The sequence below is a fragment of the Verrucomicrobiia bacterium genome (genome assembly GCA_035946615.1).
Classification (GTDB): Bacteria; Verrucomicrobiota; Verrucomicrobiia; order Limisphaerales; family UBA8199; genus DASYZB01.
This window is the reverse complement of sequence record DASYZB010000105.1, coordinates 95,392-108,170: the sequence shown is the minus strand read 5'-3', so window position 1 is coordinate 108,170 and position 12,779 is coordinate 95,392. Positions and strand designations below refer to the sequence as shown.

The window sequence follows — 12,779 nt, the reverse complement described above, 5'->3', positions numbered from 1 at the left end:
TTCCATGTGCGCATTTAAATGAACTTGCGGCGCCAAGTCCCAAAACCCCCGCTATTTGGCGGAAGGTTGCTCGGCGGCGGCGTCCTCCTGCTGCTCGCTGATGACCGGCGCAATGGCCTGCAGCTTGTCGCTTGCCCCCAGTTCGATGAGCTTTACTCCCTGTGTCACCCGGCCAGTTTGGCGGATGTCCTTTACAAATGTGCGCACCATTTGACCGGCGGTCGTAATGAGCATGATCTCGCTCTCCTCCCGGACCGTCAATGCGCCGACTACTCCGCCGGTTTTTTCGGTTGTTTTCATGGTAATAATGCCCCTGCCGCCTCGGGACTGCAGGCGGTAAACCGGCTCCGTAGTCCCATCCTCCAGGACCATATCGAAGGGCGTCCGCTTCCCGATTCCGTTTTCGCCGGCCACGAGCAGCGTGGCATCGCGCACCACGATGGCCAGGGCCACGACCGCGTCGCCTTTTTCCAGATTGATCCCGCGCACCCCGGCGGCCGGACGGCCCATCGAACGAACGTCTTCCTCGGAAAAGCGGATGCTCATCCCGCCGCGCGTGATGAGCACGACCTGGTCGGCGCCGGAGGTGAGCTTCACATCGATGAGCGTATCCCCCGGATCAATCCCAATGGCGATGATGCCCCCCTTCCGCACGTTGCCAAAGTCGCCCAGCGGCGTCTTTTTGACTGTTCCATGCTGCGTCGCAAAAAACAGGAACCCTTCCTGCCCCCAGGTGGTGTCTTCCTTGTTGGGGCCGGACTTGGCCTCGATGCGGATTAGCGCGGCAATGGTCTCCCCCTGCTTGAGTTCGAGCAAATTGGCGATGCTCCGGCCTTTGGAGGCGCGCCCCATGTCCGGAATCTCATGGACCCGCTCGACATAGGCGCGGCCCATGTTGGTAAAGAACATGAGATAATCGTGGGTGCTGGCGGTGAACAGATGCTCGATGAAATCCTTGTCCTCGTCCGCAGGCCCTTCGCGTGTGGCCATGCCGATGACCCCCTTGCCGCCGCGGCGCTGGGAGCGATAGGAGCTGATATTGGTGCGCTTAATCAGGCCGCCATGGGTCAGCGTAATGATGACCCCTTCGTTAGCGATCAAATCCTCGATGGCCATTTCGCCTTCATCAAATACCAGCTCAGTCAGGCGCGGCGTGGCATACTTTTCTTTAATGGCCAGCAGCTCGCTTTTTATTATAGCCAGCACGCGGGCCTCTTTAGAAAGGATGTCCAACAGGTCCTTAATGCGTTCCAGCAGGTCCCGATACTCGGCTTTGACCTTGTCAATTTCCAGCCCGGTCAACTGGTAGAGGCGCAATTCCAGAATGGCAACCGCCTGGGCCTCACTGAAGGAGTAGCGCCCGCTGCTCAGGCGCGCTTCGCTGCGGATCAAAACCCCAAAGGCCTCGACTTGCGCCCGCGTGAAGTCGAAGGCGAGCAATTTGATTTTGGCCTCCTCGCGTGTTGCGGAATGGCGAATGATGCGAATGAACTCATCCAGGTTGGCCAGGGCGATGAGGTAACCATCGAGCGTTTCGGCCCGCTCCTCGGCTTTGCGCAGCTCGAAACGGGTCCGCCGCACGATAACATCCCGGCGATGCTCGATATAGGCATTGAGAAGCTCTTTAAGGCCGAGGGTTTTGGGCCGCCCGTTGTCGATGGCTAATGCATTGACCGCAAAGCTCGATTCCAACGCCGTGTGTTTGTAGAGGTTGTTGATGACCACCTTGGGAATCGCATCGCGCCGGATTTCGATAACCACCCGGGTGTTTTCGTCCGACTCATCCCGCACACCCGTGATGTCCGTTATGATTTTGTCATTCACCAACGCCGCGATGCGCTCGACCAGCACTGCCCGGTTCACATTGAACGGGATTTCGGTAATAATGATCTGCTCTTTGCCACCTTTGAGTTCTTCGATGCCGACTCTGCCTCGGACCTTGATTGCCCCGCGCCCGCTCTTAAAGTAATGGCCGATGCCCTCCAGCCCGCAAATCATGCAACCGGTGGGAAAATCGGGTCCTTTGACATGCTTCATCAGTTCCCTCAGGGTGATGTTAGGATTATCAATCTGAGCGCAGATGCCATCGATAATCTCACCCAAATTGTGCGGCGGGATGTTGGTGGCCATGCCAACGGCAATGCCGGTGCCGCCGTTGACCAGCAGATTGGGAAACGCTGCGGGGAAAACGGTCGGCTCAGTGAGGCGCTCATCATAGTTCGGGACAAAATCGACGGTGTCCTTTTCCATGTCCTGCATGAGCGTGCCGCCCAGCGGTGATAAGCGGGCCTCGGTGTAACGCATGGCCGCCGGTGGGTCGCCTTCAACCGAACCGAAATTGCCTTGTGGATCGATCAACCGCTCGCGCATGGCCCAGGGTTGGGCCATGTGAACCAGGGTGGGATAAATCACCGCTTCTCCATGGGGGTGATAGTTGCCCGATGTGTCGCCGCATATCTTGGCGCACTTCATATGCTTTCTGGGCGGGTAAAGGCCCAGTTCGTGCATCGCATAAAGGATGCGGCGCTGCGACGGTTTGAGCCCATCGCGCACATCGGGCAGCGCTCGCGAAATGATGACCGACATCGAGTAATCCAGAAACGAGTTCTTGATTTCGTCGGCGACATTGACGTTGGCTATCTTCTCGTTAGCGGCAAATGCAGGGACGCTGCTCGACTGGATGTCGTTGCTTCCCTGTTCGGGTGGAGTGTTCTCTTCAGGCATAGAAAATCAAAAGTGAAAGACTGCGGTATGGGAATGCTGGAGTGTTGGCGTTGCGCTTTATGGTTTTGGGGGCCGGCGATTCGGGCGCTCGTTCAATGCTAGAGCATTCGGCTGTTGCGCCTGCAATTCCGCTATCTTGCGGTTGAGACGGTCGAGGTCGGCGAGCAGTTGCTTTTCATACGGCTCGGTCTGATCGGGCTTAAGGGCCGTGACGCGGTCGTTCTCCCAAATCACGTAGTCGGTGCCGTAACGGCGCGCGCGATAGATTGCATCGAGAGCAGCGTTAGTCGCCGCTCGTTCAACCTGATAATCTTCGAGGTCTAGAAAGGACTCATCCCAAGGCTCAATTCGACTCGTCATAAATGAAGGTCGGCTGCGCGGCAGATAGATTCAAACCTTAACCGATCTCGAACCACGAGCCGGCCCGACTTCTCTACTGCGAGCAAGCGGGGCCCGGACGCGTCATTTTCGAGAAGCTTCCAGCTATGCAGGAGCGGCCGATAAACATCAAAAAAGTTCTGGATGGCTTTCATAAACCGCCGGCGAGATACTTCTTCTCGAATGTTGTGGCCGCCCTCTGTCACCCGTTGGCGCACTCGCTGCATCGCGATTTCAAGGTCGCGCACCCAAAGAAAATACGCCTTCAGCTCATAACCCACCTGGCGCGCCTGCCGCAGCCAGGTCACAGCGGTTTTTCCGCTCAGGGTCGTCTCCCAGGTGAACCCGGCGCGCTGCTCGATGAGTTCGCGGATTCTTCTCAGGGCGATTTTGCCTGCCTCAATGGCAACTGAGTCCGGGTCGTATGGCGATAACCCGCGCGCTATTAAATCCACATTCACAAATTCCAGTTGTTTGGCCTCATCGGGCAGGTAGCGATCTGCAAACGTCGTTTTGCCAACGCCATTCGGCCCAGCAATGATATAAAGGATTGGCATCGGTACCCTTCAGCCCTTGTCACAACATCAAGCAAAATCCCATTCCGCTTATTCACACATCCAGGTTGCGCACGTTCAAGGCATTGTCCTCGATGAACTGGCGGCGCGGCTCGACCTCTTCGCCCATCAGCTTGGTAAACATCTCTTCGGCCTCGACCGCATCAGCCAGGTCGATTCGCAGCAGCTTGCGCCGGACAGGGTTCATCGTGGTTTCAAAGAGTTCTTTGGGGTTCATCTCGCCCAGGCCTTTGAAGCGCTTAATCTGCAACCCGCGCCGGCCGACTTCTTTGATGCTCGAAAGGATTTCCGGGATGGAAAACAGCGGCTTGACCTGCTCCTTGTCGCCTTCGCCCTCGATAATCTCGAAGAGGGGTTTGTCCTGGGCGGAATAGTGCTCGACCTTGAAACCCTTGCGAGCGAGCTTTTCAAGCAACTCCTGGATCGCATGGCTCTCGTAAAGTTCTTCGTGCAGGGCTCGGCGAGTCGTGCCATTCTTGGCTTTTTCGATCAGTGTGGTGTCGCTCTCTTTCTCCCCCGAAAGGCCCAGGTCCAGGTCCGGGTTTTCCTCCGCAAAGACCGCCAGTTCTTCGTTATCATGGAAATAGCGGACGCTCTCTTCATTTCCCTGGCGAATCTTTACCAGGTGCTCAGGCAACTCATGGCTCTGGGGGTGACGATGTTCCAAGTACACAGCAAAATCCCCGCCTTTGCGCCGCAAACCATTGGCGTATTTGTCCAATGCCTCGAGCAACTCCAGGATTTCGCTCAGTTGTTTTTCGGAAAGCTGCTTCGCATCCTCGACGTTGCGCAAGCGGACTTCCTCGGTTCCAAGCTGAATCAAAATCCGGTTTAGCTGCGCGTCATCTTCGACATACTCGACCCGCTTTTTGCGCGCAATTTGGTACAAGGGCGGCTGAGCAATATAAACGTAGCCACGCCGAACCAGCTCGGGCATTTGCCGGTAGAAAAAAGTCAGCAACAGCGTGCGGATGTGGGAACCGTCCACGTCGGCATCGGTCATGATAATGATTTTGTGATAGCGCAGCTTCTGGAGGTTGAACGCCCCTTCGCTATCGCCGTCGCCAATTCCCGTGCCCACAGCGGTAATCATCGTCCGGATTTCATTATTCTGCAGGACTTTGTCCAAGCGGGCCTTCTCGACATTAATCAGTTTGCCGCGAATCGGCAGGATGGCCTGAAATTTCCGATCCCGGCCTTGTTTGGCCGAGCCGCCGGCGGAATCGCCCTCAACGATGTAAAGCTCGGTATTGGCAGGGTCGCGGTCGGAGCAATCGGCCAGTTTGCCCGGCAGCCCCCCGCCAGTGAGCGCCCCTTTGCGGACAGTCTCGCGCGCTTTGCGCGCAGCCTCTCTTGCGCGCGCGGCAAGGAGCCCTTTTTCAATGACCTTTTTGGCCACCGACGGGTTGGCGTCGAAGAGGGTCATCAAGCCGTCGTAAATAACCGAGGAGACCAGCCCGTCGATTTCGGTATTGACGAGTTTGACCTTGGTTTGGGACTCGAACCGGGGATTGGGCAGCTTAATGCTCAACACACAGACTAAACCCTCGCGCACGTCATCACCGGAAATGGCAGGGTCCTTTTCTTTGAGCAACTCGTTCTGTTTTGCGTATTGGTTGATGGCCCGGGTCAGCGCCGAACGGAACCCAGTCAGGTGCGTGCCGCCGTCCGGGTTCGGAATGGAATTGGCAAAACAAAGGATTTGGTCGTTGTAGCTGTCGTTATACTGCATGACGCAATCGACGAAGACCTCGTCCTTTTGCCGGCTGATAACAATCGGCTTGGGATGCAGGACTTGCTTGTTGCGGCCAAGCTGTTTGACAAATTCCTCGATGCCGTCGCGATAAATGAACTTCTCATTCTTTTCGGTCCGCTCATCGGCCAGGACGATCTCAATTCCAGGGTTCAGGAACGCCAACTCGCGCAACCGGTTGGCCAGCAACTCGAACTTAAACTCGGTCGTGATGGTGAAAATCGTCGGGTCAGGCTTGAAGGTGACGAGGGTGCCTGTGCCTCTGGATTTGCCAATGATCTTGAGCTTCTCGGTGGTGACCCCGCGCTCAAACTGCATGGCATACACCTTGCCATCGCGCGAGACCTCAACCTTGAACCAGTCCGAGAGGGCGTTTACGCATTTGGCCCCGACTCCGTGCAACCCACCCGAGTACTTGTAGGCGCCCTGGCCGAATTTCCCGCCGGCATGCAGATTCGTCAGCACCAACTCGACCGCCGGCATGTTCCATTTCGGGTGCATATCGACGGGGATGCCGCGGCCATTGTCGCGAATGGAAACCGACCCATCAACGTGAACGGTCACTTCAATCTTGCTGCAAAAGCCGGCCAGGTGTTCGTCGATGGAATTGTCGAGCACCTCAAAGACGCAATGATGCAAACCGCGCTCATCCGGGTCACCGATATACATCCCCGGTCGTTTGCGCACCGCCTCCAACCCCTCGAGCTTATCGATCTTTGACGCATCATATTTCTCCCCTGCGTCAGGGGTTGGTTTTATGTTCTCAGTTGCATCCAAAACGTGTTCCTCAGGCATAAAAAGCATTCGAAAAAGGCGGAAACTGCCACCGGGTCACCATGCAGGGATTGTAGGAAAAAAGGCTTCCAAACACAACTCCAAATCTGGGTTTGTTCGAAGCGCCAAAACCACAATTAGTTGTGGAACTGACCTGGTCTAAATCCTACAGCTTGGGGCTTTTTCGGGGGTCTCTGCGCTCCGCATAATCTACTTTTTTCCCACCGAAAATCAATCAGTTTTAGGATTTAATATCGCGGGCCTGGAAGGCGGCTACCCCCACCAGAAATGTGGTCAAATTGAAGGCCAGCAGGATGCAGAGCGAGCCCAAAACGCGTGGCCAGGGAATGGGCTCGGCAAAGGTCAGGAGCCAAGCCCGAAAGTGGTATGGGAGAAACCATTCTTCGTAGCGCTCGAAGAAGGGGATGTGCTCCATCACAAGATTGATGAATAGGAAGGAAAGGGCGAGGATCGTGGCGGCGGCTGGTTTCATATTGAAACACGAAAACATGAAAGCCAGCCCCACTACCACCGAGGCGTTGAGGGTCATCAGCAACTGCGCATAGATGTAAAGTTTCAAGCCTTCACCCGCAGTTACCAGGTTAAAGATCGATTCGGGCCACACTGATAATACGAACATGCCGCGCCAGGGAAACCAGAGCCGTGCAAACCCCAATGCTGTGGCTCCCAAGACAAGCACCAGGACCGCAGCGAAGATAACGCCGGCCAGCCATTTCACAAAAAGCAGCCTGAACCGCGAGATGGGCCGGGAGAGAATCATCCGCAGGGTGCCGTCCTCGGCTTCCTTGGCCACGAGGTCGCCCCCGACCAGGGACGCATACAACGGCATGAGCAGCAGGATTTGGGGAATGAGCATGATCAGGGCAACGGTCAGCGCCGAGATGTAATCGCGCGCCAAATAGCCGTTGCCGGCGAGCATGCGTTCCACGTCGCTTTGCCAGCGGGTGAAATGAAAGGCAATCAGGATTGCGTTTTGGGCGACCAGGAATGCGCCAAACCCAATGTAGGTGCGCTTTTTGCCGAACAGCTTATAAAGTTCGTTATGGAGATGGTGAACGAACACGGGTGATTAGGCTCTAAAGCCGTTTGGGCGAAAGGGGCACTACGCTGACTGTGCCGTTTTGCAATATCAGGCTCCCTGACCGGAGATGCAGATCGCGCTGCGGAAAGGGAATCTCTATTTGGTTCGCCTCAAGAGCCCTGTGCATCGCGAAATAGAGGGCGCTTTTAAAGCGCAATGGCTTGTCCAGGGTGATGGTGTTCCACACAGCCAGTTCGAAATTAATCGAACTGTCGCCATAGCCAACAAACAGCAGTTCGGGTTCCGGTGTCTTCAGGATGTCCGGATTCTGGGCCGCCACGTCCAGCAGCAGGCCCCGCAGTTTCTCGATGTCCGTTCCATACGCCACGCCCACCGGCAACCGGGTCCGCACCTTGGGGTCCCCGTGGCTCCAGTTGATGACAGTGCCGGTAATCAGGTTGGAATTGGGAACGATAATGCAAATGTTGTCGTTGGTGATGACTGTGGTGCTGCGCAAGTTGATTTCCGTTACCCGCCCCACTGCGCCGTTGACATCAACCCGGTCCCCGATGGCAATCGGTTGCTCAGCCAGGATGATAAGCCCGCTGACAAAATTACTCACGATGTTTTGAAGCCCGAATCCCACGCCAACGGCTAAGGCGCTGGCCATGAAGGCCAGTGAACTCAGGTTGATGCCAATTGCGCCCAGAGACAGATAGATTCCAAAGGCCAGAAACGTGTAACGGACCACCTGGCGGACGGCGAATTGAACCGAGGGCCGCAGCCGGGTCCGCCCCAGAAGGCGAGTGAGAAAGATGCGCCGCAAAATGACTTCGGCGATGAAAACCAACGCCAGGAGCAAGGCCAATTCGATGACATGGCCCACCGTGAACTGAATCCCCCCTGCCTTAATGAGCGGAAAATCCAGGATGCCTTTCCAGGCGGCAATCACTTCTTTCATGCGACTTTTTTGAAATAACGACTTTTTCTGCTCTGCCATTACGCGCACAATTTGCGGCAAGGATCAATACCGCAGGCGAGAGATTTGAAGTTCCCGCCGATTTTTCAAATAAAACGGCCCCTGGCACGTCTGAATCTCAGAGACCAAATGCTCCGATGAAAGGCCATTTGATTTTATTGTTGATGCTGGCGCTCGGCCCGCTCCAGGCGTCCGAGACCAGGGCAGGCCCCACGACTTATTACGTTCAATTAATTCGTGGCGTCGATTCGGACCAGAGCCCTATGCCCGGATGCAAACGCATAGGACCAGCTCTGGCCAAAAAATTCCATGCCGTTTTCAAGTGGAAGCATTACTGGGAGGTCGCCTCGCGCCGGGTCGAAGTGGCTCCCGGCAACTCGGCTCGAGTCCGTCTGAACACCGAGCGGGAGGTCGAAATAAACCTCACCGACCCGAAGACGCGAACGGTGGCGGCCTATCATAAGGGAACAGTCATGGAGCGGACGATTTGCCCGCGTGGCCAGGCGATGACCTTCATTGGGGGTGACGAACGGAAAAGCGCGTGGTTCATCGTGGTGCGCCGGGATAAGCCGGGCGGGTAGAAAGCGTGGGAGCATGGAGCGTTGGTAGGGGGCCGGTTCGCCGAGCCGCCCGGCCGGTGCAGCGCCCGCGCAGGCGGAACGCAGGGCCGCAGAGGCCGCATAGAGGAGGCACCCGAAGGCCGTTTACGAGGAGCGCCAGTTAGCGCCCGTAACGTCCCCGTCGGAGCCGAGTGGGAGCAAGAGCAGGAGCAAGAGTAAGAGTAAGAGCGAAGACGTGGAGGCAGCGCCAATGACAAGGTCAGTTCCAAACCTTTATAGGAGACGTAAGGAGTCTCTGATCAAGATTGGCCAGGCCGCCTTTGGTTCACCCGGAAGTTGCTGATCAGAGACTCCTTACGTCGTCTCCTACACTCAGGAATGGCGGCTCGTTGCTCCGATTCTGTCATTAGCCCCCCGGACATGGAGGCGGCGCGAGGAATGAGGATGGAATAGCTGGGTCCCTTGCCTACTTTATTTTCTGGGTCATCACCCTATTGGTAATTCTACGGAGCAGTGCCAATTTGAAGCGGGGTTAGTATTGGGGTGGTTGAGGCGGCCCGTTTTGAAGCGGGTCGCCTTTTTTCCCCGCAGCCCAGGGGCGGTGCCAGACAGCGCGTGACTGTGGAACAAAACAGCCGCTTTTTCCTGGGGTGGACAACCCATTGAATGCGAGGAGCCAATGTTAGATTATCCGATTGAAATCAATCCCGTGAGCGCCCACGCCATTCTTCATCTCGAGGACAATCCTGACGATGCGTTTCTTCTGCGCACAGCCGCGGAGTTGGCGCGGCTTCCGGTGGCTTTCTTCCGTGTCCAGGATGTCGAGCAAGCTATTGCCTGGCTGAGGGGCGAGGGGCCGTTCTCCAATCGCGAAGAGTACCCCTTTCCCGTTGCGGTGCTTCTGGATGCCAGGCTCGCCCAGGGCAGCGGATTGGACGTGCTTGCCTGGGCGCGCCGCCAGAAGCAAATGAAGAATCTCCCGATCTTCATTTTGACCGGTTCTGAGAGACCTGGCGAAAAGCAGCGCGCCCAGTCTTTGGGGGCTACCGGTTACGTTCAAAAGCAACCCCTTTACGGGGACCTGCTGGAACTGCTACGCCACAACTTGCCTCCGGAAATCCATATCCCCCAATGAACCGACAGCGCTGACCGTGCCGGAAGCCGAAAAAGATGCCCAGGCCGAGCCCCAAACCCGCCAGAGATGAGGGTTCAGGCACAGGGGTCACGCTCATATTGTCGGCCATAAAGATGGGACCCCAGTCTCCTCCGGTTGGCGGCGCGGCGTCATAATGAACCACAACGCTGTTAAATCCCTGGGGAGCGCTGATGGACAAGGTCGCCGAAGGCCACGTGCCGGGAGGGTCTGCGGTCATAACGCTTGTTCCCACGAAGGCGCTGTCCACATAGGCCGTTACCCTCAGTTGCGCCGAGGAATCGCAAGCATACTCCTCTGGCGCATAGAGGATTGAGAAACCGCTCAGCGCCTGGGAAAAACTCACCTGTAGGTCAGAGGCAAACACGCTGTTGGGATAAATGCAATACCCTGAAAAACCTGTCGGCGTGAACCCAAGACTGTTTGCCTGTTGAATGGAGAACCCCTGGCCCGTTGCAGAGAACTGGGCGGTGACACCGGCCAAAGTGAGGCTGAGCGGCAGGGAGGAGTGCAGCGGAGCGTTATCAAAATCAAACAGCAGAGGTTGGGCGGCCAGGGAACCGGCCAGAGATCCCACACCGGCCATCAACAGCAGGGCTTTCGTTTTCATAGGGTCCTTTCCGAGCGCCAGACCCTGAGCTTCGAGTCCGTCGCTTGGCTTTATTATGTGACATTAGCTAAAGCATGGCAACCTCCATAAGCTAAGTATTATATCTGATTATATGGCCCATTAACTCTTCCTGCCCACACGCAGGGACTTTATTGCCTCCGGCTCTCTCTCAGCGGCCAAATTCCCACCTTCGAGAATAACCAGCGCACTTCGGACCCGCGCGAGGACTGGTCGTTTCAGAAACGGCGGCACCGAGGGAGCGCCCGGGGCGGGCGCGCTCACCGCTGTACTGCGTCAAATCGGTGAATGGTTGAGGGCGTAATCGCACATGGCGCGGAGGTTTTCCGATGTGGTGTCGCGCGGCACTTCACAACCGGCGCCAACAATAAAACGGGGGCCGGCTTGCTGGTGACAATCGGCCACGGCGGCGGTGACGTCCCGCGCACGGCTATTTCGCAAGACAGCCACCGGGTTGAGGTTTCCCAGCAGCACCTGCTCGGGACCCATCTTTCGCCGGGCCTCGGAGAGGGGCGCCAGAGAATCCAAATCGACGATTTCACATTGCAACCTGCCGAGCCCTTCGAGAATCGGGCGCGTGTTGCCGCAGATATGCATCCGGACTTTGGCTCCCAGCGCGTGGATGCCATCCACCAACTTCTTCTCATAGGGCCATACGAATTCGTTGTATATCTGCGGTCCCACCAGCGAGGCGGCGGCATCCCCCACGCCAATTACGTCCGCCCCAGCCTCGATTTGAGCGCGGGCAAACCGGAGTTCCATTTCCACAACGAAAGCAAACAGGTCGCGCACGAACGAGGGGTCATCAAAGAAATCCATCATCACCGTGTTGATGCCGCGCAAATCCGCCGCTTCGGCAATGGGCCCTTCCACCCAGCCTTCGACGATCTTTTCGGCGCCGGCTTTTTCTTTTAAAAGCGCCAGGGCCTTAAGGGCGTTGTGCATGCGCCCGCCAGCGTACGGGTCAGGTACGTTGAGCGAAGCTAACTTGGCTTTGTCGGCCAGGAGCGCCTGGTCTTCAATAATCGCTACCGGCTGATTGTCGAAGTATTCCACCGTAGCCCCGCAATCGGCCGCCTCTCGAGCCGGGTCCGACATCGTATTGACATAATCGAAACCAAAAGTTTCGGCGGTGCGGATTTGGCCTTCGACCAGCAAACGGTAGTCGGTGCAATAATCGCGGTAACGCGCGCCGATAAGGTTTGCGGCGAACATCATGGTGATGGGCATCAGAGGCAGGTGATCGACTGGCTGGCCGGCCAAGTGCGCCAGGACTCGTTCGCGAGAGGTCATAGATGACTGTAAGTTGGCGATGCCAGGCGCCCCTCAGCGCGCCGGGTTTTTGCCAGGACATCTTTCATTGCCGCAATAAAATCGGGTCGTGTGCCGCAGCAACCCCCGATAAAATTCGCGCCCGCCTCGAGCAGGGCCGGGACAAAAGCGGCGAATTCAGCAGGCGATGTATCGTAATGCGCCCTGCCATCGCTAAGCCGCGGCAGACCTGCGTTGGGTTTAATCCAGATTGGGAGCGGGCTGGCCGCGCGCAATTGGCGGCAAACGGGGATGAACCCGCTGATGCCCTGGCCGCAGTTGGCGCCGAGGGCATCGGCGCCGGCTCCTCCAAGCGCGCGCGCAGCCTGCTCAGGAGTTTGGCCCATGATCGTACGGGTTTTGTCCTTGCCGCTGTTGAATACCATCGAGGCAACCACCGGGAGACCCGTCTCTTTGGCCGCGCGCACGGCGACGGACGCCTCTTCGAGGTCGGACAAGCTCTCGACCAGCAATGCGTCAGCGCCCGCTTCGGCAAGGGCTTGTGCTTGTTCGGCAAAGGCGCTTTGCAATTCGCCAGGGTCGATATCACCAGTGACGAGCAGTTTGCCGCTGGGGCCAATCGAGGCAAAAACCAAGGCGCGCTCGCTGGCTGCCATGCGCGAAATCTCCACCCCGCGCCGATTGATCTGTTGCACATCAAAAGGGGCGTTCTGTTCGGCGAGCCTAAGCCGGTTTGCGCCAAAGGTGTTGGTGAGGATAACCTGGCTTCCGGCCGCAACATAAGCGCGAGCCACTTCCCCCACCTGCTCCGGATGCGTCACGTTCCAGGTGTCGGGAAACTCACCCAAACCCAGGCCCCGACACTGCAACTCGGTGCCCCAGGCGCCATCGGTCAGGACCGGGCCGGAAGCGAGGAGCTTTTGAAAAAGCGAATGCATCAA

At 57.2% G+C, this 12,779-nt stretch carries 11 protein-coding genes; 2 read left to right on the top strand and 9 right to left on the bottom strand.

All coding sequences use genetic code 11. The features are described 5' to 3' along the window. Positions 1 to 51 precede the first annotated feature (51 nt). From gyrA to VG146_14940, 6 genes are all read right to left on the bottom strand, one after another. Complete coding sequence (gene gyrA / locus VG146_14965) at positions 52 to 2,724, bottom strand: DNA gyrase subunit A (GenBank protein ID HEV2393651.1); 2,673 nt, start codon at positions 2,722 to 2,724, stop codon at positions 52 to 54. 57 nt (positions 2,725 to 2,781) lie between these two features. Further along, positions 2,782 to 3,084 (bottom strand): hypothetical protein, encoded by a 303-nt coding sequence (locus VG146_14960; GenBank protein ID HEV2393650.1) that lies wholly within the window; start codon positions 3,082 to 3,084, stop codon positions 2,782 to 2,784. Continuing rightward, complete coding sequence (locus VG146_14955; GenBank protein HEV2393649.1) at positions 3,081 to 3,659, bottom strand: AAA family ATPase; 579 nt, start codon at positions 3,657 to 3,659, stop codon at positions 3,081 to 3,083. Before VG146_14955 ends, VG146_14960 begins: the two co-directional genes overlap by 4 nt. 52 nt (positions 3,660 to 3,711) lie before the next feature. Then, positions 3,712 to 6,225, bottom strand: coding sequence for a DNA topoisomerase (ATP-hydrolyzing) subunit B (gyrB, locus tag VG146_14950; protein ID HEV2393648.1), 2,514 nt, complete (start codon positions 6,223 to 6,225; stop codon positions 3,712 to 3,714). A gap of 220 nt (positions 6,226 to 6,445) precedes the next feature. Then, complete coding sequence (locus VG146_14945) at positions 6,446 to 7,288, bottom strand: ABC transporter permease subunit (protein ID HEV2393647.1); 843 nt, start codon at positions 7,286 to 7,288, stop codon at positions 6,446 to 6,448. 13 nt (positions 7,289 to 7,301) lie between these two features. Next, positions 7,302 to 8,207, bottom strand: a complete 906-nt coding sequence (locus tag VG146_14940) for a mechanosensitive ion channel domain-containing protein (GenBank protein HEV2393646.1) — start codon at positions 8,205 to 8,207, stop codon at positions 7,302 to 7,304. A gap of 155 nt (positions 8,208 to 8,362) precedes the next feature. Between VG146_14940 and VG146_14935 the strand changes: the two genes are divergently transcribed. Together VG146_14935 and VG146_14930 are read left to right on the top strand one after the other, a co-directional pair. Beyond that, the gene (locus VG146_14935; GenBank protein HEV2393645.1) at positions 8,363 to 8,806 is read left to right on the top strand and encodes a hypothetical protein; all 444 of its coding nucleotides are present in this window, start codon (positions 8,363 to 8,365) and stop codon (positions 8,804 to 8,806) included. Between the two features lie 658 nt (positions 8,807 to 9,464). Then, positions 9,465 to 9,920, top strand: coding sequence for a response regulator (locus VG146_14930; GenBank protein HEV2393644.1), 456 nt, complete (start codon positions 9,465 to 9,467; stop codon positions 9,918 to 9,920). Here VG146_14930 and VG146_14925 read toward each other — a convergent pair. The 3 genes from VG146_14925 to VG146_14915 form a co-directional block, all read right to left on the bottom strand. Then, a complete protein-coding gene (locus VG146_14925; protein HEV2393643.1) occupies positions 9,829 to 10,548 on the bottom strand; it encodes a PEP-CTERM sorting domain-containing protein in 720 nt (239 codons plus the stop codon). The two genes, VG146_14930 and VG146_14925, sit on opposite strands and share 92 nt — an antisense overlap. A 294-nt stretch (positions 10,549 to 10,842) precedes the next feature. Beyond that, positions 10,843 to 11,859, bottom strand: a complete 1,017-nt coding sequence (locus VG146_14920) for a uroporphyrinogen decarboxylase family protein (GenBank protein ID HEV2393642.1) — start codon at positions 11,857 to 11,859, stop codon at positions 10,843 to 10,845. After that, positions 11,856 to 12,776, bottom strand: coding sequence for a homocysteine S-methyltransferase family protein (locus VG146_14915; GenBank protein HEV2393641.1), 921 nt, complete (start codon positions 12,774 to 12,776; stop codon positions 11,856 to 11,858). The genes VG146_14920 and VG146_14915 overlap by 4 nt, the downstream gene beginning before the upstream one ends. Between the last annotated feature and the right edge of the window lie 3 nt (positions 12,777 to 12,779).